This window comes from Microvirga sp. VF16 (assembly GCF_016864375.1).
GTDB lineage: Bacteria > Pseudomonadota > Alphaproteobacteria > Rhizobiales > Beijerinckiaceae > Microvirga.
The window spans coordinates 432,994-455,466 of the sequence record NZ_CP069357.1; the positions used below are offsets into that span (position 1 = coordinate 432,994).

Sequence of the window (22,473 nt, forward strand, 5' to 3'; positions counted from 1 at the left end):
CCCAATGACCTCGGTTAGGCTCTCCAAGCTTATACTCGAACTGGAAACCGAGCGGCCATTGGGGTGTCTACATGCCTTGGTCGAACTGAAATCGACGGGTAAAGCTTGTCATTAAGGCCATGGCGGAGACAAAGGCAATGGTCGACCGCGTGATCTGGGAACTCTCTATCATGATTCGGAGAGCCGATTTTGCACTCTTCTCGCAAGGCGAGCTGATTGCAGGGCTCTCCGTCTACCCTGATGTGCTCCCTGGAGACTGGGAGCCGCGTGACTGGCCAAGCCGCTTCGCTCCTCTTGAGGTTGGTGTTGAACACCGTCACGAGATCACGCCTGATCAGCTGCGCCGCATTTTGCCGGCCACCTCCGAGATCTCTTGGGGGCAGTTCGCAGTGGTGGATCTCTTCGGCTCGAGAATATGGCTGCATGGGCGCGGCGACGGCTTGGTCGTCAGTTACTCAAAAGCGAACCCCTCGGACCCGAAGACACCTGAAGCGGATGCCTTGAGGCGGATCGAGCGCGACTTGTTTGCGCTGCGCGATGCCATGCACAATCCTTGAGCGAGGCACATTGCAGGTCCGAGGGTAACCCAAGAGTCGACTCTGTTGGCAATCTTACTTACCATTGAGTGCAAGTGGAACAGGCTGCATGTCTCTCAGAATGCGATGCTTCCTGATATCGCCAAGCTCTTGCGCAGGCTGCGCAGAGACACTGGAGCAGTCGATCAGATCTCTCGACCCTGCCGCCTCCATAGACATTAATCTTGGAAGTGGAGAGATCATGGTGCGTAGCCATCTTGATACCAGCACGATCAACGGGGCTATTCTCCTGGCGGGGTTCGATGTCGAACACAAGCCGGCAGGCGGGGAGCACCTGCCTGATGGGACCGGGCGAGGACCGGACGAGCCGTGAACTTGCACTCAGCATCGTGCTGCGTTGCTTCTCGTAAGAGCCCAGGCGGAAGTCGACTTGCAGCGGAAGCCATACTGGATCCAGTGGCACGCAGCCGGTCGGATCGAGGTTCCTTGCGGGATGGGCTTGGAATCTTTCGGCCGGGTGTGACCCAACGCTTGCCCATGCGCGTTAGTGAAATTACCCGGCCAGGAGTTCAGATTATCAAACGCTCTATAAGGGCGCGTGGCCCCCTGGTTCGGCCTTTTGCGGCGTGACCGGGCCGTTACTCGACGGCCAACGCCCTCGGAGGAGAGATCGATGCCTTATGATCCAGTCCGCCCCTTGCGTGGACAAAAAGCTCTTGTGACTGGCGGGAGTTCTGGCATCGGTGAAGGAATCGCTCGTGCCTTCGCGGCTGCCGGAGCTGCAGTCGGGGTGAACTACCACTCGCATCCCGAGGCCGCGGAGCGCATCGTGACCGAGATCCGCAGCTCAGGCGGCGAGGCCTTGGCGCTTAAGGCCGATGTGGCGAATGAGGTCGAGGTCCAGGCGATGTTTGCCGTACTTCTCGAGACCTTCGGCCGGATCGACATCCTGATAGCAAACTCCGGTATTCAGAAGGACGCCTCTTTCCCCGAGATGAGTCAGGATCAGTGGCGCCGGGTTCTTGATGTCAACCTCACAGGCCAGTTCCTCTGCGCTCGTGAGGCGGTGCGGCGCTTCCTTACCCAGGGGATCGACCCATCCGTGTCGCGGGCTGCGGGTAAGATCATCTGTATGTCGTCCGTCCACGAGGTCATCCCCTGGGCCGGGCACGTGAACTACGCCGCCTCCAAGGGCGGGGTCATGATGATGATGAAGAGCCTCGCCCAGGAAACGGCGGAACATGGCATCCGCGTGAATGGGATTGCTCCAGGCGCTATCAGGACGCCAATCAACCAGGAGGCCTGGGAAATGCCGGAGGCTGAGCGTAGGCTCCTCGAGCTGATCCCTTACGGGCGGGGTGGTGAGCCTGAAGACGTCGCCAATGCGGCGGTGTGGCTGGCCTCAGATAACGCAGATTACGTCGTCGGCACGACCCTCTTTATCGACGGTGGGATGACCCTCTACCCAGGGTTTCGGGACAACGGCTGAGAACTCCACTCTGACATTTCTGGAGATCATTGCATGGCGTCGCGAATCGAAGACTATGCCCTGATTGGCGATGTCAGACCGCTGCCCTGGTGGGACGTACGGGTTCAATCGACTGGCTGTGCTGGCCGCGCTTCGACTCAGGTGCCTGCTTCGCCGCGCTGCTCGGCGAGCCCGAGCACGGGCGCTGGACCGTCGCGCCAGCCGACCCGGCCTCGGGTGTAGACCGGCGCTACCGCGATGGTACCCTCATTCTGGAGACCGACTTCGAGACCGCTGACGGGGCCGTCACCCTGATCGACTTCATGCCACCCCGGGGAGCGGCGTCAGACCTTATCCGACTTGTCATTGGTCGGCGTGGTCTTGTCTCTATGCAGACTGAACTGGTGATCCGATTTGACTACGGCACCACAGTCCCGTGGGTGACGCGCCTGCCAAGCGGAGTCGGCTTACGTGCTGTGGCTGGCCCGGATATGGTGGTGCTGCGAACGCAGGTTCCTCTCCACGGCGAAGATCTAAAGACTGTCGGCGAGTTCACGGTCGGCGCAGGGGAGACGGTCGGCTTTGTTCTCTCTTACGGACCTTCTCACCAGGAGCCGCTTGATCCAATTGATCCCGTCAAAGCGCTCGCGGACACGGAAGCATTCTGGCGCGAGTGGTCGAGCCGCTGCCAGAACACAGGAGAGTGGCGTGACGCAGTTTTGCGCTCGCACATTACCCTCAAGGCGCTTACGTACGCTCCCACGGGCGGCATTGTCGCGGCCGCGACGACCTCCCTGCCCGAACAGGTTGGGGGACCACGCAACTGGGACTACAGGTTCTGCTGGTTAAGGGATGCCACCTTCACGCTTCTGTCGCTCATGGATGCTGGATACCAGGACGAGGCGAGAGCCTGGCGCGAGTGGCTGCTGCGTTCCGTGGCCGGCAGTCCGCACCAGATGCAGATCATGGATGGCGTCGCAGGCGAGCGGCGCCTCACCGATTGGGAGGTGCCCTGGCTGCCCGGCTTTGAGAGATCGCAGCCGGTGCGCATCGGCAATGCGGCACATGGACAGTTCCAGCTCGATGTTTATGGCGAGGTTGCCGACGCGCTCTATCAGGCCCGGTGTGCTGGACTTGCCCCGTGCGATGCGGACTGGGCTCTGGAGCGATCTCTCATCGAGCATGTTGCCATGGTCTGGGACAAGCCCGATGAGGGGATCTGGGAAGTGCGGGGCGGCAGGCGCCATTTCACGCATTCGAAGGTCATGGCGTGGGTTGCCTTGGACCGGGCCGTGAAAAACGTCGAGGCATTCGGACTGAAAGGGCGGGTTGACCAGTGGCGTCAGCTTCGACAGATGATCCACGAGGACGTTTGCCGGAACGGGTTTGATCCGGAGATTGGCAGCTTTGTCCAGTCCTATGGTTCCAAGCAGCTTGACGCAAGCCTGCTGATGATTCCGCTCGTGGGATTCCTGCCAGCGGCGGACCCTCGCGTTCGCGGCACCGTGGCAGCAGTCGAGCACCGTCTGATGCGAGAGCAGCTGGTGCTCCGCTACGACACGTCAGAGACCGAAGACGGGCTACCGCCTGGCGAAGGGGCTTTTCTGGCTTGCAGCTTCTGGTTCGTCGACAACCTGATCCTGCAAGGCAGGCACGACGAGGCGCGTCGCATGTTCGAACGCCTGCTTGACCTTCGCAACGATGTTGGCCTTCTCGCCGAAGAGTACGATGCACGAGCGCGGCGACAGCTCGGGAACTTCCCGCAGGCGTTCAGTCACCTGGCTCTTGCTGACACGGCACGAAACCTCTCTACCGCCAGAAGTCCAGCGGCTTAGCGGGCCTCCAGAGCACAATCATCGGCTGTCGCCTGAGCAGAGGATCGTTTGGCTAGGTTCACTGCTAGCCCTCCTCCAGTTGCTGCCGATACCCTGTGGCCGGACCTAGAAGCATCCACGCTCGGGTAGACCCGACCTGAGCGCTGCCGCCTGCCACGGCGGGCAATCATGGCCCCGCTGAACATGTGGCCGTCCTCACATTCTCCTGAGAACGCAAATTCCTTCCAAGCATCGGAAGCGGTACCGACCCAGCCCGAAAAAGCGCCGCCAGAATGGTGAGCGCACTGCCGATATCGGGGGATCCATGACAATGCGACAGCGGGTAGCGTGGGAACACAGTCGCGCGCCACCCCGGTGTCCGATGAAGATGGCGGAAGACCTGAGACCGAAGCAGGAGCTGAGAGCGAGAGCCGAGAGAGGGTCCGGGGAGCCAGTCGCGCGCACCTCGAGCGGGCAGGCTGCACACGATGCGGTCTTGTCTGCCCGACAGACCATCCCGGCGTAGTGGCGCTGCCGTGGCGGATCCATCCCGTAGTGGTCCCCGTACTGGCGAAACGGATGCACCGCCAAAGCCCGGGACAACCGATGAAATGTCCTCATCCAGTGGATCCTGGTTCGGTGCTTAGGGCCATCGAGGCCGTGTCATCCATCCCGTTCCATGCCCCATGGGCTGTCTGTGGAGTCCGGTTCGTTTTGCTGCCCTCGTCCAGGAGAATTTCGGGCACGCGGTGTAACTGGCTTGCGTAATTTGGCGAACTAACCCTCAAGCACACCCGCCGGTTTGCAGGGGAGGAGAACAATGCATCATGCGTTGAATTCGGCGGTCAATGTGCTTGAGTGCAGTCCTTCTTGTTCTGAGCATGGGTGGAAACGAAGGCCAACGGTTCGGCTTCGGCTCGCTTCCTGGATGAGAGTCCATGCATCTGTGCCAGTAGCCCTCCATTGTCATGTCAAGTAAGAAGAAGTTTCGGCAGAGCGCAGTCATTCCGGGTTCTCGGCGCGGCATGCGGCGGCGGCGCGTTAGGCCGTCGATCGTGCGCAAAGCCAGCCGCAGCTATCGGTTTTTCGTGAAGATCGTGATCGTCTTCCTTCTTCTCCTCGGCACCCTCTTCTACTGCCACAAGCTTGACAGTAAGCGGGCCGCGCCAGCCTCCGCCGGCTGGCAGGGCGGTGGACCAGGTCAGACGAAGACCATCTGAGCCCGAACAGTACAGCTGTCTGGCTTCGACAGGGAGACTCGGGCCGGGAGCTGCCTCCGGCGATCATGTCAGATTTCGCAGCCTGCTGGCCGCCGGCGTCGCAAGTGATCCTGGTGCGAATCGACCTCGATTGAGGGCCGGTGGAGTATGTAATCACATTCCTGGTGGGATAGGGAGTTTGATCGGTGTCAGCAGCGGAAGGATACCGAGGCATCATCGCCAGCTTCCCCTCATGTCAGCACAATCGACTCTGCGCCCGGCGTTGGATGGAAACGAACGTCAAACGCGCATAGGGCCTGCGCGGAACCGAGAAACCGTGATGGCCGCAGGCAGCAACAGGCCGTCCCTCGCTTTGTCACAATTGCGTGAACATGTAACGTTGGGCATTATTCGTGCGAACTTAAGAGATCAAGAGAGCAGTATCGGCCATTGCGCCGGCAAGGCCGCTTCGAAGGCCCCGTCGGCCGCGGCGTGGTTCAAGGCTCGGCTCAGTATTACTTGACCGTTACAAGGAACGGTCTGCCGATTGCCTGCCCGCCGACGTTGGCAGGCTGAAGGAGGAAGCCGTGAAAACGGAAACCCTGATCAATCGGCTCAGCGCAAACCTTGAACCTGTCCACCCTCAGCAGGTTCCGCGTATCATCGCCGCGGCTGTCATCACTGGTTCAGTAACGGCAACTGCACTCGTCTTCTATGCGATAGGGGTCCGTTGGGACCTGAGCGAGCCTAGTGTTCTCATTGTTGTAATTGCAAAACTGACGTTCACCGTCGCTGTTGTTGCCTTGGCTACCACGTTCCTGGCCAAGCTTGCTCGCCCGGGGGGTGAGAACGGAACGCCCCTCAGCCTGCTCTCGGTCCCGTTCATCGTCCTCGTGCTCGTCGCGACGGTCGGGCTTCTATTGCAACCCAGCACGTATTGGGATGGAATGATGATGGGAGAACGTTGGCTTGAATGCCTCCTCGCCATCCCTGCGGCGGCAGTTGTGCCGTTCGCAGCTATGATCTGGGCCGTACGCCAAGCTGCCCCAACGGATCTGCGCCGCACTGGCGCGCTCATTGGAATTGCCGCCGGAGGTGTGAGTGCCACAGCGTATGCATTGCATAGCACAGAGGGTTTGTTGCCGTTCGTCGCAATCTGGTATGGGAGCGGGATCGCACTATGTGCCATCGCTGGAGCCAAGCTCGGGCCGCGCCTGCTGCGCTGGTAAGCTGTGGCGTCTCTGATCTGTTCCCACGCAAGCCCCTTCTGCGGCCGAGGACTGTTGGCCGTTCCATGCACGGCAGAACCTGCCGCCTAAAGCAACAGATGGGAGGTCGAGAGCATAAATGCTGCGTTTATTGAATTGCCAGCCGTCGGTCATCGTTGGCCGGCGCGCTGGTCCGGGCCTGATGATTGTCGAGGTTTTGGGCGACAATGCCTATTGGCGCGAGCAGCACCTTTATGAGACGAACGGAGACGGACCGCAGTCGCCCTGCAACAGCAGGAACGAATCCGTGAGGTGCTCGCCGATGTTGCGGGCGCTGCCCCAGCACGGTCCTGGTGAGCAGCCCATGAGGGATTGCACACGGGCTCTGTCAGACGCCGATCGTCCCCACCAAAGCCAGAAAGGAGATTTCCATGGCTAAGCTCTTTACGATCCTCACCGCGAGCCTTGCCGCGACCGCATGGCTCGGTGTTGCCGGCGTGGCGGCCCAGCAGCCTGCGCCCCCGAGCGGATCCTCAGGTCAGGGCATGCAGGGTATGATGCAAGGCGGCACAATGCCCACGATGAATATGATGAACATGATGCAGCAGATGAGCCAGATGATGGAGAGCTGCAATAAGATGATGCAGACTCCGCCGAGCCAAGGCACGCCGAGCGCTCCGCCGGCTCAGCCCCAGAATAGACCCTAGTTGAAGAGCTTGGCCGGGCCGATCCTAGGATCGGCCCGGCTTCGGCTCGGGGCCAGTGGAAAACTCTCGAGATAAACGCGGCGGCAAGAGTAACTCTTCTTGAGCCGGAGGCCCGCAGTGCTCGCCACCTTGGTTCCCCTCGCGACACGCGCACAAGATTAATCGGCCGCCGGAAGTTCAGCATCTTCCTTGCTGCATTTGCTGGCTCCGGGGTGGCCGGTTAGAACCTGCCCATGCATGTGCTTGAGAGCCCCGGCCCTGAGCTCTTCGACGCAACGGCAAGTCTCGCTTCAGGCGCCTGTGCGCGGCGGTTTCCCGGCATTCGTGAAGCTCGACTTCTGATGAATCCGGATCCGATACCGGCCAGCGAGCCCCTTGGTCAGTGCCGTGTCCTGAGCTGTTCGTGATCGCGGCCTCTTGCAAGAATGGGCTCTTCGATCGGCCGATCATGTGACATCTGTCCCTTCTGGTTTGCATGAGCGGTTCATGCCGGGCTCTGGCGCACACATTGCAGCACAAGGTGCGAGCGCTAGGAGAGGAGCGATTCCCACGGCTCCGATTCACGGCCGTCCCAACCAAGCACCGAGACGACGAACAAGATGACAACGGCGATCAGACCACGGCGTCCTCGTATCTGGGGGCCCGATATAGCGGAGGATGGCGTGACTCAGCTCGGTCTGGGTAGCGGAATTGCTCACGGGATTCATCTCCGCTCGTTCAGTAGTCATTGGCCAGCAGCCTAAAGCTGGACCACATCTCCCGATGCCGGCAGTGGATGGTCGCGCAGACTTTGAGGTCCGCAATGGGTTGGCGAGACGCACCAGTCACCAATTTAATAGGTTGCACTACAGAGTCTTCGATCGGCATCGCAGACGGTTTATCGGTACCCGTCACCCGGGTGATCTGTGCCGGTTTATCAAGACCGATCCAGATCTCGGCCGACCGCTTTGGAGCGCTGTGTCAGAACTCAGATTTTCCCGATGCGCAACGTGGAGGAGATTGTCGCAGTCACCGCCTCGATCGCACTCGCCAAATACATTGGGCTTCGAGAGGTGCCCTCAGAGGTGCCCTCATGGCTTATCTGTGGCGGCGATGGCCCGCTGCACGTCGGACCAATGGGGGAGAAACATCGGTACCCTGCGTTGATATTCCGCGTAGGATCTGCCGAACCGCCCAACCATCTCCGCTTCTTCCTTGCGCGCCAAATGCACGTACGCCCAGATGATAAAAGGTGAGAGCGCAATCGTCGGAATCGTCGGCCAGTGAATCAGCTGCCCGAAAATGACCAGAAAAATTCCAGTATACTGGGGATGGCGGACAACGCTGTAAATGCCATCCGTACGCAGATCGCCACCGGAATAATAGATCCTCGTCCATCCTCTGGCGATGAAGATCAGGCCGGCAATGATGAATATGAAGCCGAGAGCCATCTCGACACTTTGACCGATAGGGCCGTATCCGAGGAGGGTGGCCCAGAGATGGCCACTTGGATGGGCCAGCGGAATGTCGATTGGGAGAATGCTCGTCAGAAAGTAGATGGTGAGCGGGAAGCCATACATCTCAGCATAGAGCGCGATAATGAAGGCCTGTACTAATCCTGCACCAGCCCATTCACGCCATCTGGCGGGAGCGAGGAAGTAATACAGGCCCCACGAGGCAATGACGATCATCATGATTGCCAAAGGAAAGTAGCCTTGCCAGCTTTCGGCGACGGTGTTCATCACAGCCTCTCCTCATCGGTGTTGACCGGCAATCCTGCGGCCGGTGTCGTTGGGTGCTGAGGAGCGGCAAGAGCAGAAGCCACACTGCCGTGGCACAGTCCCTGCCGTTGCCAACCCGCCAACCCAACCATCTCTGTTGGTGCCGACCGCCTATTCTCTTGTTCGGTCGCCGACCGGCTCTGGTTACAGGCTCACAGACCTGTGATACCGCACCCCTCCGAACCAAGCTCACCGCACGGATCGTCCGCGAAGGTTTCTGGCGGGAGAGCGGAACATTCTCGAGGGAGAAACTCAGGAGCCCAGACAACCTGGAGATTTTGAGGGCGTGCGGGACTGCGGAGCCGGGCGTGATCGCTCCAAGCTGGCGCTTTTGATAGACATGCCCGAAGGGGCAAGCATCCGTTGGCACAATAGGGACTGTGGCTGCACGCAAGGGCACCGTCACGGCGTGAGTGTGTAGCTTGTCCGGGTCCTCCTGTGGATCGCGGTCTGATATAGGCCGAATGCGCCATGCCCGTTCGGGCTCCGGAGGCTCCTGCTCTCTTCGAACGGTTCTTTGATCCGAGGAACGACGTTTGGCTGTTATCCGGCAGGTTCGGGCCACAAGTGCCCGAATGGAATGACATCGAGTCAGACGCATGGGCGCTAAGTCATGGAAGATATGGTTCCAGCTCTAATCGTCGAAGCCACGCGGCGCGATTTCCCTGCATTGCGATGGGCGTCACCACTGCGGTCGGCGCAATCGCTCTCGCGTGGCCCTTGATCGACTCGCTTGCGTCCGCTGTCCAGACAGTGGCATCTGGCGTACCCGTCACCCTGATCGGATAGGATCGCTGCGAGCATCGAATTCGGCACGGCTTCAGGGCGTCCAGCTTGATCGCTGGCGGGCCGTCGCTCGGGTGCGGGACTTCCCATGCTGGCAGGGGCTGTTTGCGTCTATGGACTGCCGCCAGTGGTGTTCCCCAGATGCTGAGCCATCTCCTCACGTCTCTGCTCACAGCGACCGACGGAACCCATGCACGGAGGAGCCCATCGTTTCGCCTCTGCCCGAACGCGTCAGAACCGGACGACGCGCAGCCTCAGGGAGTTCGCGACAACGCTCAAAGACGAGAGCGCCATTGCTGCGGCAGCGATAATGGGAGAGAGCAGGATCCCAAGGAACGGGAAGAGCACGCCCGCCGCGACCGGAACACCAAGAGCATTGTAGATAAAGGCCCAGAACAGATTCTGGCGGATGTTCTGCATGGTGGCCTCCGAGAGGCGTCGGGCTCGGGCGATGCCGTTGAGGTCGCCCTTGAGCAGCGTCACGCCGGCGCTCTCGATCGCCACGTCGGTTCCGGTGCCCATGGCAATGCCGACGTCGGCCGCGGCAAGCGCGGGGGCATCGTTGACGCCATCGCCGGCCATAGCGACCACGCGGCCGGCAGCCTTATGTCGGCTGACGACGGCGCTCTTCTCCTCAGGCAGAACCTCGGCCTCGACATCGGTGATGCCGAGCCTCGCCGCGACCGCCTTGGCCGTCGTCCAGTTGTCGCCGGTGAGCATGACCACCCGGATGCCTTCTGCTTTGAGAGCGGCGAGCGCCTCTGGCGTCGAGGACTTGATCGGGTCGGCAATGGCAATCGTACCGGCCGGTCGGCCATCGATCCCGACGAAAATGACCGTCGCGCCCTCCCGCCTCAAATCGTCCGCCGTCTGCGACAGAGACGCGACATCCACACCGTGCGCGGCGAGAAACTTGGCGGTGCCCAGCACTACGCGCCGGTTATCCACTGTTCCAAGCGCACCCTTGCCGGTCGGCGAATCGAACTCGGTCGGATTCGATAAGGACAGCGCACGCTCGGTTGCCGCCGCGACGATGGCCGTCGCCAGAGGATGCTCGCTCGCGCGTTCGACGCTCGCAGCGAGGCGCAGGAGCTCCGCCTCGGCGAGCCCCTCAACCGGCTGCAAGGACGTGACTTTCGGCTTGCCCTCAGTGAGCGTGCCGGTCTTGTCGACCACAAGGGTGTCGACCTTCTCCAGCCGTTCCAGGGCTTCGGCGTTCTTGATCAGCACACCCGCTTGGGCCCCGCGGCCAACACCAACCATGATCGACATCGGCGTCGCAAGCCCCAGCGCACACGGGCAGGCGATGATGAGCACAGCGACGCTGGCGATGAGAGCAAAGGACAGGCGCGGCTCGGGACCGACAAAGAACCAGCTCAGGAAGGCCAGGATGGAGATGACAATCACGGCCGGGACGAACCAGGCGGAGACCTGATCGACGAGCCGCTGGATCGGCGCCCGTGAGCGCTGCGCCTCCGCGACCATCTGCACGATACGGGCGAGCATCGTGTCCCGTCCGACCTTCTCCGCACGCATGATGAAGCTGCCGGTCTGGTTCAGGGTGCCGGCAATCACCTTCGCCCCAGGCTCCTTGGTAACTGGCATTGACTCGCCTGTGACCATCGACTCGTCGACGGAGCATCGTCCCTCGATGACTTCGCCATCGACGGGCACCTTCTCGCCCGGCCGGACCCGCAGGCGGTCGTCGACCGCGACCGTCTCGAGTGCAATCTCCTCATCCGAGCCATCGTTGCGGATGCGTCGTGCGGTCTTGGGCGCGAGATCGAGCAGGGCCCGGATCGCGCCGGAGGTCTGCTCGCGGGCGCGCAGTTCAAGAACCTGACCGAGCAGAACAAGGACGGTGATGACCGCCGCCGCCTCGAAATAGGCCGGGATCGCCCCGTCGGGGCCTCGCAAGGTCGCGGGGAAGAGCCCTGGTGCGACGGTCGCAACCGTGCTGTAGGCCCATGCGGCCCCGACGCCGAGTGCGATCAGGGTGAACATGTTGAGGCTGCGGGCAGTGAGGGAGTGCCAGCCGCGTTCGAAGAAAGGCCACCCAGCCCAGAGCACGACCGGGGTCGCGAGCAGGAGCTGGAGCCAGTTCGACGCATGCTGGCCGATCACATGGGTGAGGCCCGTGAGTTCCCCGCCCATGGACAGAATCACGACGGGAACCGTCAGCGCCGTCCCGATCCAGAACCGGCGCCTCATGTCAACGAGCTCGGGATTGGGCCCCGCTTCGGCGGTCACCAGAACGGGTTCGAGGCCCATGCCGCAGATTGGGCAGGAGCCCGGGCCGACCTGCCGGATCTCCGGATGCATGGGGCAGGTGTAGATGGTGCCCTCAGGCACGGGCTCGTCCGTCTTCTTGGCTTCCTCGGGCGAGAGATACCGGGCCGGATCGGTCTCGAATTGCTCGCGACAGCGGGCGGAGCAGAAGTAGTATGGCCGTCCGCCGTGCTCGGCACGGTGAGGAGTCGTGTGCGGATCAACCATCATCCCGCAAACGGGATCCTTGACCGGATGCTCCACTTCAGGCCCGGCCGCGCGCATACCGGGCGGTCTCGCGTACCCATGAGCTGACGCATCATGACCGCACGAGTGGTCCTTCTTTTCCGCCTTTTCAGCGTGCCTCATCGGGATTCCCTCGTACTCTTCAGCCCTCAGGGGAAGTGTTGCGGCTCGCGAACGTTCCCGCACGAATATTCCGAAGTGCGCCCCGCTCCGCGGATCGCTCACCAACGCTTCGCGGGAGCGACGGGGGCGTGTGCTCTCGCCCAGCAACGCGCAACCCGTCAGCCAGCGGCCATCGAACCGACCGTAGTGGGCGGGCCCACGTCTCTCACCGGAGCAGTTGGACAACGGCCAGGGCCAGGATCAACAGCCCGACCCCCATACACAGCCCCATTCCCCACGAGAAGCCGGACGCGGCGGGGCGGCTTGCTGGCCCAATTTTCAACTTGGGGCCGCCGCTGGCGGATGTGGACGGCCCGGGAGGAGCCACCGGGCCGGACGGACTGGATTTGCCATTGGTCGGATGCGACTTGCTCGCGCTCACGTCTCTGCTCCTTGCTGACTGGCGCCTGCCAAAGTGGTGGAGGAAACCAGATGCATGAGTCTCTTCCATCAGAGTAACTGGCGGTTTTCGTTAGGAGTTCGTGATCAAAACGGGTCCGGTTACAAGCATCACGGCGACGTGATCGACCCGAAAGGCCGCTCAACGGTTTTAACGGCGGCGCGGCGGCAGTCGCTTTCGCATCGGACGTGACACTCGTAGGCGAGCGTGGCATGACCAGGATCTCATCCTTCGTCGCCAGGATACCAGCGCGGTCGAGGGGCAAAAACCACCAACTAGGGGTGATGGCCCAGCCGGATGCAACAACCGACAACCTCTCGATGGAACGTGAATTGCTTTCCCGTGAGCCGCCGGTGAGCCCGGATTCACTCAATACACGGCTTGACTCGGTTGCTGGGCGATGGGGCAATGCAGGGTCGGGTTCTCCACCCGAGAACCGCCTCTCAGATCCTGGCTGGTATCAAAATACCGCGTCTTTCACTGCAGGCATGAAAACCGTTGCACGATGGCCGAGTGAGCATATCGCCCGGCTGCACGATTTGCCCATCCCGCAGGGCCACAAACATCGCGGCGGCCGTCCACCTAGAGGCGTTCGCTACCACCGCAAGCACGACATTCGGCCACACCGCCTTTGCGGATGCGCGGGCTCAATGCTATCTTTGGATCCATGATTCCGGATGTCATCCGTCGCTGGAGCGCAATTCTGTTGACCCTCGCCCTTGTGGCGGGGTTTGCGGCGCATGGGGTGCAGGCCGCACACATGAGCGCGACCATGGCGGCGGCGGCGCTGGACGCGCCGATGCCTGACGGATGCAACGGCTGCGACGAGAGCGGCAAATCGGTGCCCGCCTGCTCAGCCGCCGTATGCACGGGCTTCGTCGCCGTTCTGCCGGTTCCGCTGGACATTCAAGCCATCGAGGTTGCGCTGGCACACACCGACGCCGCCATCGACGGCGAAAGCCTTCGCGGCCCGCCAGATCCCTTTCCACCGAGACCCGCCATCCTGAACTGAGGCGTGCCGTTCGCGGCTGCGCTTGACGCCGCACATTCGGCGAAGGCCGGTGTGCGACCGCTCTTGGACGCCGTCGCGGCGCGACTGTGTCCGATCTTGCCGAACTTCAGGACGATATAATGTCACAATATTCTAGGCCGGGGCTCAGTCGCCGGTCAATCCTGGCTGGCAGCGCCGGACTGGCCCTTGCCACGGCCTTGCCGCGCGGTGCGCGGGCGCTTGTCCCGGCCCTCAAGGAATACCGCCTCAACGCCGCTCCGGCGCAGGTGCCGCTCGTTGGCGCCTCGCGTGCGGAGACGCAGGTCTGGGCCTATCATGGCCAGGTGCCCGGCCCCGAGATCCGGGTCCGGCAAGGCGAGCGCGTGCGCGTGCTCATTGAAAACCGGCTCCCCGAGGAGACCACGGTCCACTGGCACGGAGTGCGGGTGCCAAACCCGATGGACGGCGTGCCGCAGCTGACCCAGCCCCCGATCGGCGTTGGTGAGACCTTCGCCTATGAGTTCGATTGCCTGGACGCCGGCACCTTCTGGTATCATCCCCACCAGAGGAGCTTTGCCCAGGCCGGCCGGGGACTCTATGGCCCCTTCATCGTCGAGGAGAATGAGCCCTACCCGGTCGATCGCGATGTCACTTGGATGCTTGGCGACTGGCGGCTCTTGAAGGATGGCTCGATCAGCGACGACTTCGGCAACCTGCACGACGTCAGCCACGCCGGCCGCATCGGGAATACGGTGACCGTCAACGGGCTCGTCCGAGAAGCCTTCGAGGTCCGCGCCGGCGAGCGGATCCGGCTGCGGCTTATCAATGCCGCCAACGCCCGCATCTTCGGCCTGACCTTTGAGGGCCACTCGCCGATGGTGGTGGCGCTGGACGGGCATCCCGTCGAGCCGCACGAGCCAGCGGGCGGCCAAGTCGTGCTTGGGCCGGCGATGCGGGTCGATCTCGTGCTCGACATGACGGGAAGGCCGGGCAGCCGATTCAAGGTCGTCGACAGCTTCTACAAAGGCCTCGAATACCAGCTGCTCGAGCTCAGTTACACCGGCGAGCCTCTGCGCGAGGTCCGGGCGACTCCAGTCCCCAGACTTCCCGCCAACCCGGTGCGAGAGCCGGACCTGTCGTCTGCCCGGCGCCATGAGGTGACCCTCGGCGGCGGCATGATGGGCATGATGACCGGTGCGATGGTTCACGGCGATCTGATGGACATCCGCTCGATGCTGCGCCAAGGGCTTGTCTGGGCCATCAATGGGGTCGCCGCCACCGGCCATGTCCATGAGCCGATGGCGACCCTCGCCCACGGCAGTTCTCACGTCCTCGCGATTGCGAACGAGACGGCTTGGTGGCACCCCATGCATCTCCACGGCCACACCTTCCGGGTTCTGAGCCGAAACGGCGTACCGACGCGCTACCGCGAATGGCAGGACACCGTGCTCATTCCCCCTCGGGAGCGGGTCGAGATTGGCTTTGCTGCCGACAATCCTGGCGACTGGATGTTCCACTGCCATGTGCTGGAGCACCAGGCGGGCGGGATGATGGGAACCATCCGGGTTGCTTCAGCCTAACCCAGCATAGGAGAATATCACATGCGCATCCTCAACACTGCGATCGCCGCCCTCACGCTCACCCTGGCCGGTCCGGCACTCGCAGCCGAGACCGCCAAGCAAGCCACGCTCTACAAGAACCCACAGTGCAGCTGCTGCGAGGAGTATGCCAAGTATCTGCGTGAGAGCGGGTTCGACGTGAAAGTCGTCATGACCCACGACCTGCCCCTGATCCGGAAGGAGCACGGCGTCCCGGCAGACCTCGAGGGCTGCCACACCACCCTCGTCGGTAACTACGTCGTCGAGGGACACGTGCCCCTCACGACGCTGAACAGGCTTCTCACCGAACGCCCTGCAATCAAGGGCATCTCTCTGCCCGGAATGCCGATGGGATCGCCCGGAATGGCTGGCCGGAAGGTGGAGCCGTTCACAATGTACGAGATCTCGGGTGACGCAACGCCCAAGGTTTACGCGGTCGAGTGATCACGCTGGAGTTGATTCATGATGCATGACATGATGCCTGATCTCATGGGCGGCATGATGTGGGGCATGGGCCTGATTGGACTCCTGCTTCTGGTCACCCTCGTCCTGGCTATCCTGGCGCTCGCCAAATACGTGTTCCGGAGTGGGCGATGAGACACCATCTTCTGGTCCTCATCCTCCTTGTGGAACCGCCGCCTGAGCCTGAGATCGTTCCCTGGGAGCGTGGTGAAGCGTTCCGCCAAGATCGTCTTCTACGATCACGAATGCGTGAGGCTGTAACCGGATCGTCCGTTGGCTCGAACTTGGAGGTGACGGTCCCATGATGACGGACGAAACCGAGCTTCGGGCGCTGATGGTAGCTGGGCTGAATGGCGATGCGGCCGCCCATCGGACGCTTCTTCAGCGGCTGAGCCGCCATCTGCGGGCCTATTACAAGGGCAGGCTGGCGCGCATCGACCGGAGCGCCGAGGAAGCGGAGGATCTTGTGCAGGATGCGCTAATGGCGATCCATACCCGTCGGCATACCTACGATCCGGCCGAGCCGTTTACCCCTTGGGTCCATGCCATTGCGCGCTACAAGCTCATCGATCATCTGCGGCACACCCGGCCGTCGATGACTGACGTGCCGATCGACGACGCAATGGAGGTTATGGCGCAAGACGACCATGTCGGCGCCGAGAGTGCTTTCGACCTGCACCGGCTGCTGTCACAGTTGCCTGACAAGATGCGCCGGGCGATCCTTTGCGTGAAGCTCGAAGGCTTGAGCGTGGCCGAGGCGGCAGCCCGCTGCGGCATGTCGGAATCCGCCGTCAAAATCAACGTGCATCGCGGTCTCAAAGCGCTGGCGGCGACCATCGCCAACGGGAAGGACACATGAAGACAGACGAATTGATCGATCTCCTCAGCACAAACATCGAGCCAGTGGATCGTCGGCAGCTCACGCGCGATCTTGGCCTCGCGGTCGCCGCCGGGGCAGCCGTGGCTCTGTGCACGGCGCTCTTCATACTTGGGGTCCGTCCCGATTTGGAGGAGGCTGGCGCGTTGACCTTCCTGATCCTGAAGCTCGCCTTTACGGTTGGCATCGTCCTGACGGCGTTGGCCCTTCTGACGAAGCTCGTCCGCCCCGGCGGCGAGCGGCGGACACGGCTTGCACTCGCGGCAGTACCATTCGCAGCGGTCATGCTGCTCGGGGCGATCAGCCTTGCCTCTGCCCCGACTGCGCATTGGCGGGCGATGATCGTCGGCGACATGTGGCTGGAGTGCCTCCTGTCCATTCCCATTATCGCTGTGCTCCCGTTCACCGTGATCGTCTGGGTTGTGCGCCGGGTGGCGGCTCCGACCGATCTCGCGCGCACCGGTGCTTTCGCAGGTCTGGTTGCGGGGGGCGTGAGCGCCATGGGCTACGCACTCCACTGCACCGACGACTCGCTGCCGTTCATCGCATTCTGGTATGGCGGCACGATCGCTCTGTGCACCCTTGCAGGGGCGATGCTTGGGCCGCGGCTCCTCCGCTGGTGACGCCGTCTAGCATGGGCACGTCATCCCGCGTCGGACCGGCACACCGCTGATATCGCAAATCCGGCGCGCGAGCGGACCCTGGTTGCCGCGGGCACGGCGAACGAAGCGAGCGCCTGACGATGATCGAGGTCAATCCTCGGATGGCGTCCCAATTTGCCAACCTCGGAGACGGTGGATGGCACCAGTGCCGACGTCGTTCCCCTCGATCTGGCCGCGGGCCGGCCGCCGCGCTGGACACGAGGTGAGGAGCTACACTGCTTCGGCGCAAACTGCGCTTTGCGGGTGTTTCACGACATGCGGCTCGCTGCCGTTCCATCCGCCTCCAAACAGGAGGACCTCTCCGCAAGCCCGGGAGCACGTGTCAACGTCCTGGCGTCAGAAAGCCGGAAAGCCTCCGAGGGGATGCAGGATGGACATCGCTTCCGACACGGAATCGTTAATCTCGGGGGCGAGACGAGCTCGATGCGCCGCAGGACTGCCAAGTGTGCCTCCGCCTCGATCCAGTGCCGATTGAGGCCGATCTCGCCGGAGTGATCCATGACCTATGTTGTCACTGATAACTGCATCAAGTGCAAATACATGGACTGCGTGGAGGTATGCCCGGTCGACTGTTTCTACGAGGGCGAGAACATGCTCGTCATTCATCCCGACGAGTGCATCGATTGCGGCGTCTGTGAGCCGGAATGCCCCGCCGAGGCGATCAAGCCCGATGCGGAGCCGGGTCTCGAGCAGTGGCTGAAGCTCAATGCCGATATGGCCAAGAGCTGGCCCAACATCACGATCAAGAAGGATCCGCCCGCCAATGCGGACGAATGGAACGGCGTCCCGGGGAAGTTCGAGCGATACTTCTCCTGCGCACCGGGAGGGGGAGACTGATGGATGACTCTCGATAACCTTCGCGGTTGCAGAAGGCGCTTACGACACAGGCGAATGGTCTAACCCTCGTCGCATCGAGCCGAGGACGCTGGTAAGCGTTGACAGTGGCTGTGGCGGGTTTCGTCTCGAAACCTGATCAACCGAGGTGACCTTTGCGTCCGAGATGTCGAGCTGAGCCGCTTGGGAAGGTGGCTCCTGTTGATCATCCCACCCTGCCTTGGACCCCGATCACTGTCAAAATCCAGTTGCGGCGCTTTGACGAAGGTTGCCATCGAGCCGCTTTGCGCGACAGCCATGGGGGCGAGAAGCCAGCGCGAGAAGTCCATCCTCCTGCAAAGGTATGGGAAAAGGGACAAGTCCAGGACGCCCCACATGAAGTCTGCCAAACTCTGGCCGGAAGTCGCCAATGGCGCCTTTCTATGACTCACTGCGGCAGTCATGACCGTGCGGTCGTTCCATTGGGCGACCGGATGGGCGAAATCGCCTCCCTCAGTGCTTTAGCGATCAACGGCGGCAAGAGCGGAACTGTCGAGCGAGTGCGAGGCATTCTGTCGAGAGGCTCGCGAAATCCCCTCGCGGGAGTCCAGGCCTGCCGAGCTACGGGCGATCGCTTCACAGATGCGTGAGGCTGTAACCGATGCGGCGGAGGATCCGAACTGATTGGCAGGGGCGCATCGACGACGCCCATGGAGGTCGCATGATGAACGCACGCACCGCTTCCGTCGCAGACGCCGCCCGAGCCGCACCGCGTCCGCGTGGCAGGGTGGCCTGGGGCGGCCGCCGGACCTGGCTGATCCTTGCGGCGCTGGCGCTGGTCGGCGGCGCAGCCCTGAACTGGAGCTGGCTGGTCGCGGCCGGCATCGCCCCGCTGCTGCTCGCCCTCGCACCCTGCGCCGCCATGTGCGCCCTGAGCCTCTGCTCGCGGCCGGGCGATGCCGGATGCCAGAAGGACAGCCCCGCACCTCCGGCGCACGAGCCGGACACGAGCGAGCGCGGTGGGCCGGGTCCGGCCTGAGCCCCGCAGCCGCTGGCCATAGCCGCCCGCACCCGAGTTCACCCCGGAGAAAGGAACAGGAGCACCATGAAGACAACCACTCTCGCCCTGCTGGCGCTGGGCGCCGGCCTGGCATTGGCGCCGGCCCTGCGGGCGCAGGAGGCGCCCGGTGCCGCCGCGCCTCAGACACCCGGCACAGCTCCATCACCCGGCGCGATGGACCGCCCGGGCATGATGGGCGGCACCATGATGGGCACCATGGGCGCCATGATGCAGATGATGGAAAACTGCAACCGCATGATGCAGGCCATGACCGACCAGACGCCCGCCACTCCGTCGCGTGAGACCCCGCCGGCCACTCCTGGGCAGAGAGGCTAGCGAGCGCGACGCGCGGCCGCCGCGGTTCCCCTAGCGCGGCGGCCGCGAGATCCCGTGACAGGGGCATGGGCCGAGTGGATCTGCGAGGCTTGCCAGAACAGGACGATCGGGCCGTTGTGGCCCTGGAGATCTGAAATGCCGCATCGCTTCAGTAACCTGGAGGAACAAATCCTGCGGGCCTTCGAGCAAGCGCTCGCAGACAACAGATTGGATGTTGCTGACCACCTCTTCTATGCCTTGGAGGCTCTGGATCCTGAGTTCGAGGGGGCGGCCCTGCGCCGCGCCTGCCGTTCGATCCTGCACGCGACCGATGAGGCGCCGCTGGCTCAAACCGAAGAGACCCGCGTACATTGAGACCTGTGCGTCTGTGGCGGCACACGAACAGCGGTCGTAGAAGCGCCTTCAACCGGTCCCTCCGCACCATCGGGAGGCCCGTCCGCATCATCCGGCGGTAGCCATTCTGGGCTTGGGCAGTTTGGCCGGATAGCAGAGACCATGAGCCATTGATGGAGATCGACACGAATGAAGAAGAATGCATCACGAAGAATCGCATGGCTTGGGGCCGCTGCTCTCGCTGCCCTGACGGTCGGCTTCGCGATTCAGCCAGGTGCGACGGAGACATTGCGGGTTTCCGAGTTGCCACGTCACACGCATATCCATGGTCTTGCGGTTGATCGGCAGGATCCGGCGAAGCTTCTTATCGCGACCCATCACGGCCTCTTCCGCGCCGGGCCGGATGGCCAGGCGGAGCGGATTTCCGTGGTCCAGGACTTCATGGGCTTCAACCCGCACCCAAGTGACCCGAAGACCCTCTATGCCAGCGGGCATCCAGCGACTGGCGGCAATCTGGGTTTCATTGCCTCGACGGATCAGGGAAGGACCTGGGAGCAGGTTTCGCCCGGCGTGAAAGGGCCTGTCGATTTCCACCAGCTGACGGTCAGCGCGGCGGACCCGTCGCGAATCTACGGCGCTTATGGCGGCCTCCAGGTGAGCCGAGACGCAGGCAAGACGTGGACCCTTGTGGGGCCGACACCCGACAAACTGATCGACCTTGCGGCGTCGGCCAAGAACGCGGATGTGCTCTATGCCGCGACTGAGGCAGGCCTGCTCAGCAGCCGCGATGCCGGCAAGACGTGGGCGGTCGTGCTGAGCGGTGCGCCTGTCAGCCTCGTGGAAGTGACGCCAGACGGATCTGTCTACGCCTTCATCGTCGGACGTGGGCTCGTCCGCTCGGCGGATGAGGCTCTCGCCTTTACGACCCTCAGCGAGAACTTCGGCGGCAGCGTTCTGCTTCATCTCGCCGCCGATCCGGGCAATCCGAACCGGCTCTTCGCCGCGACGGCTCGTGGCGGCGTGCTGACCAGCACGGACCAGGGACGGACGTGGGCCACATTTGGGGCTTCCGGTTCGTGAGTTCACTTCCGGCATTCGCGAGGGAGGCTGGCGAACATCGGGGTCGACCCAACCTGCGCATAGCATAGACCGCAGACGGATTGACGTCTCGGGCACGAGCTCTCGGGCAGGGAGAGCGATGGGAACTGAACCAGGCAATACGTCAGGAGGGCGCGGCTCTGGCCTGTGGCGTACTGCGTTGCGCCGGTATCTGATCGCAATTGCGCTGGGCAATCTCGCCTGGGAGTTCGCCCATATGCCGCTTTACACGATTTGGGCGACCGGGACGTGGCGCGAGATCATCGTCGTCGCTGCTGTCCATTGCGCCGGCGGCGATATCCTGATTGCACTCTCGCCGCTGATGATTGCGCTGCTGACGGTCGGAAGCGGGGCATGGCCACTTGAACGATTCCGCGCCGTGGCCACGCTCACCATTGTTCTCGGCATCGTGTCCACGGCATTCAGCGACTGGCTCAATATTGTTGTTCGCGCGGCATGGACGTATGCGGATCTCATGCCGACTTTGTCGATTTTAGGTTTCCACGTGGGCCTATCGCCACTCATGCAATGGGTTGTCATTCCCTTGGTTGCATTCGCCTGGGCGGGGTTGATGCGCGTGCCGACGAACCGCCGGCAGGCGTTCCCAAAGACAGGCCTGTTGGGATGAAATTTTGGAGCTGGAAAGCGCGCGCGTTCGGGATTTTTGGTCTCGCAGCTTTGGCCTCCCTCGTCTGGCTTGGTCTGACTTGGTTTAAAACGCAGACGCAAGTCGCACGCGGCCGCGACGTCTACGCTATCCACTGCGCCGCATGTCACGGAGCGAAGCTTGAAGGGGAGCCCGAGTGGCAGACGCCGAAACCGAACGGTCGCATGCCGGCGCCTCCGCACGATGCCCGCGGCCATACCTGGCATCACACTGATCGCGAACTGTTCCTCATCACCAAGAAGGGCTTGTCTGCAGTGGTTCCTGGTTATGAGAGCGACATGCCTGCGTTCGAGAACGTGCTCTCCGACGCCGACATCGAAGCGGTGCTCGCCTTCATCAGGAGCACTTGGCCTGCCGAGGCCCGTCGCTATCAGGACGATCGCAACAGGGCAGAGGTGAGACGCTCGGTCAAGGACGATCCGCGAGACCGCTGAGAATTATCGAGAAGAAGGCAATTGACACGTCACGTCCGGCCGAGCCCCGCCCATGCGGCACGAAATCCTGCTGCACCGTCACGCGACAAGTCTCGCGGGCTTCGCGATGATCGTCGCTGTCTTTGCCTCTTGGGTGAAAGGAACCCCACTGATGAAGAAACCTCTTGCGGCCCTTCTGATCTTGGTCGCCACGGTCACTTCGGCGGCAGCTCATTCTTACCGGAAGGGCACTCTCATGATAGGTCACCTTTCCGCTCAGCCAGCCCGCGTGGGTGAAATCGGCAAGGTCTTTGGGCCACTGCTCAACCAAGGTCCGAACCAGGATGTGCTCGTTAAGATCGAGACCCCGGTGGCAGAGAGAGCCGAACTGTGGTTGGCGGAGGAGGGCGCGAAGCGCGTCGACGAGGCGACATTGGAACCAAAGGTCGTTCTCAACATGCTCCCGGGCGGTCGCTTCATCAAACTGATCGGTGTTCGTCAGCCTCTTGTCGCTGGCGAGAAGTTCGAATTGACCCTGACGTTCAAGAACGCTGGCGCTGTCGTTGTCGAGGCCTGGATCGAGGACAAGCCGTCAGGGCGGTGATGCCA

The 22,473-nt window shown here is 62.5% G+C and carries 22 protein-coding genes and 1 pseudogene; 21 read left to right on the plus strand and 2 right to left on the minus strand.

The features are described from left to right. Nucleotides 1-137: 137 nt before the first annotated feature. The 7 genes and pseudogenes from JO965_RS41170 (at nt 138) to JO965_RS41195 (ending at nt 6,932) form a co-directional block, all read left to right on the plus strand. Complete coding sequence (locus JO965_RS41170) at nt 138-557, plus strand: hypothetical protein (RefSeq protein WP_203446822.1); 420 nt, start codon at nt 138-140, stop codon at nt 555-557. A 220-nt stretch (nt 558-777) separates the two neighbouring features. Continuing rightward, complete coding sequence (locus JO965_RS49085; protein WP_256451949.1) at nt 778-909, plus strand: hypothetical protein; 132 nt, start codon at nt 778-780, stop codon at nt 907-909. Between the two features lie 300 nt (nt 910-1,209). Further along, a complete protein-coding gene (locus JO965_RS41175) occupies nt 1,210-2,025 on the plus strand; it encodes a glucose 1-dehydrogenase (RefSeq protein ID WP_203446823.1) in 816 nt (271 codons plus the stop codon). Between the two features lie 33 nt (nt 2,026-2,058). Next, nucleotides 2,059-3,839 (plus strand): annotated as a pseudogene (locus JO965_RS41180) (glycoside hydrolase family 15 protein). Nucleotides 3,840-4,873: 1,034 nt separating this feature from the next. Further along, a complete protein-coding gene (locus tag JO965_RS41185) occupies nt 4,874-5,038 on the plus strand; it encodes a hypothetical protein (protein WP_203446824.1) in 165 nt (54 codons plus the stop codon). 566 nt (nt 5,039-5,604) lie between these two features. After that, complete coding sequence (locus JO965_RS41190; RefSeq protein ID WP_203446825.1) at nt 5,605-6,246, plus strand: NrsF family protein; 642 nt, start codon at nt 5,605-5,607, stop codon at nt 6,244-6,246. 410 nt (nt 6,247-6,656) lie between these two features. Then, nucleotides 6,657-6,932 (plus strand): hypothetical protein, encoded by a 276-nt coding sequence (locus JO965_RS41195; protein WP_203446826.1) that lies wholly within the window; start codon nt 6,657-6,659, stop codon nt 6,930-6,932. 1,070 nt (nt 6,933-8,002) lie between these two features. Here JO965_RS41195 and JO965_RS41200 read toward each other — a convergent pair. Next, a complete protein-coding gene (locus tag JO965_RS41200) occupies nt 8,003-8,653 on the minus strand; it encodes an isoprenylcysteine carboxylmethyltransferase family protein (protein WP_203446827.1) in 651 nt (216 codons plus the stop codon). 1,056 nt (nt 8,654-9,709) lie between these two features. Beyond that, nucleotides 9,710-12,115 carry a heavy metal translocating P-type ATPase gene (locus tag JO965_RS41205; protein WP_203446828.1) on the minus strand — a complete coding sequence of 802 codons (2,406 nt, stop codon included), beginning with the start codon at nt 12,113-12,115 and terminating at the stop codon, nt 9,710-9,712. 1,145 nt (nt 12,116-13,260) lie between these two features. On the opposite strand from JO965_RS41205, the gene JO965_RS41210 reads away from it, so the two are divergent. The 14 genes from JO965_RS41210 (at nt 13,261) to JO965_RS41270 (ending at nt 22,468) form a co-directional block, all read left to right on the plus strand. After that, a complete protein-coding gene (locus JO965_RS41210; protein WP_203446829.1) occupies nt 13,261-13,566 on the plus strand; it encodes a hypothetical protein in 306 nt (101 codons plus the stop codon). A gap of 119 nt (nt 13,567-13,685) precedes the next feature. Further along, nucleotides 13,686-15,125, plus strand: a complete 1,440-nt coding sequence (locus JO965_RS41215; RefSeq protein WP_203446830.1) for a multicopper oxidase family protein — start codon at nt 13,686-13,688, stop codon at nt 15,123-15,125. Nucleotides 15,126-15,146: 21 nt separating this feature from the next. Beyond that, nucleotides 15,147-15,587: a DUF411 domain-containing protein gene (locus JO965_RS41220; protein ID WP_203446831.1), complete on the plus strand. Its 441-nt coding sequence runs from the start codon at nt 15,147-15,149 to the stop codon at nt 15,585-15,587. An 18-nt stretch (nt 15,588-15,605) separates the two neighbouring features. Beyond that, nucleotides 15,606-15,740, plus strand: coding sequence for a hypothetical protein (locus tag JO965_RS49090; protein WP_256451950.1), 135 nt, complete (start codon nt 15,606-15,608; stop codon nt 15,738-15,740). Between the two features lie 166 nt (nt 15,741-15,906). Beyond that, nucleotides 15,907-16,464, plus strand: a complete 558-nt coding sequence (locus tag JO965_RS41225; RefSeq protein ID WP_203446832.1) for a sigma-70 family RNA polymerase sigma factor — start codon at nt 15,907-15,909, stop codon at nt 16,462-16,464. Beyond that, a complete protein-coding gene (locus JO965_RS41230) occupies nt 16,461-17,105 on the plus strand; it encodes an NrsF family protein (protein WP_203446833.1) in 645 nt (214 codons plus the stop codon). Before JO965_RS41225 ends, JO965_RS41230 begins: the two co-directional genes overlap by 4 nt. Before the next feature lie 537 nt (nt 17,106-17,642). Further along, nucleotides 17,643-17,981 carry a ferredoxin FdxA gene (gene fdxA / locus JO965_RS41235; protein ID WP_203446834.1) on the plus strand — a complete coding sequence of 113 codons (339 nt, stop codon included), beginning with the start codon at nt 17,643-17,645 and terminating at the stop codon, nt 17,979-17,981. Nucleotides 17,982-18,618: 637 nt separating this feature from the next. Further along, entirely contained in the window at nt 18,619-18,996 is a 378-nt protein-coding gene (locus tag JO965_RS41240; protein WP_246777215.1) for a hypothetical protein, read from the plus strand. 66 nt (nt 18,997-19,062) lie between these two features. Then, on the plus strand, nt 19,063-19,353 hold the full coding sequence (locus JO965_RS41245; RefSeq protein WP_203446798.1) for a hypothetical protein: 291 nt from the start codon (nt 19,063-19,065) through the stop codon (nt 19,351-19,353). A 135-nt stretch (nt 19,354-19,488) separates the two neighbouring features. Next, entirely contained in the window at nt 19,489-19,707 is a 219-nt protein-coding gene (locus tag JO965_RS41250) for a hypothetical protein (protein WP_203446835.1), read from the plus strand. Nucleotides 19,708-19,875: 168 nt separating this feature from the next. Further along, nucleotides 19,876-20,766, plus strand: coding sequence for a F510_1955 family glycosylhydrolase (locus JO965_RS41255; protein ID WP_203446836.1), 891 nt, complete (start codon nt 19,876-19,878; stop codon nt 20,764-20,766). A gap of 118 nt (nt 20,767-20,884) precedes the next feature. Beyond that, a complete protein-coding gene (locus JO965_RS41260; protein WP_203446837.1) occupies nt 20,885-21,412 on the plus strand; it encodes a hypothetical protein in 528 nt (175 codons plus the stop codon). Further along, a complete protein-coding gene (locus JO965_RS41265) occupies nt 21,409-21,885 on the plus strand; it encodes a cytochrome c (protein ID WP_203446838.1) in 477 nt (158 codons plus the stop codon). Before JO965_RS41260 ends, JO965_RS41265 begins: the two co-directional genes overlap by 4 nt. A 52-nt stretch (nt 21,886-21,937) precedes the next feature. After that, nucleotides 21,938-22,468 carry a copper chaperone PCu(A)C gene (locus JO965_RS41270; RefSeq protein ID WP_203446839.1) on the plus strand — a complete coding sequence of 177 codons (531 nt, stop codon included), beginning with the start codon at nt 21,938-21,940 and terminating at the stop codon, nt 22,466-22,468. Nucleotides 22,469-22,473 lie beyond the last annotated feature (5 nt).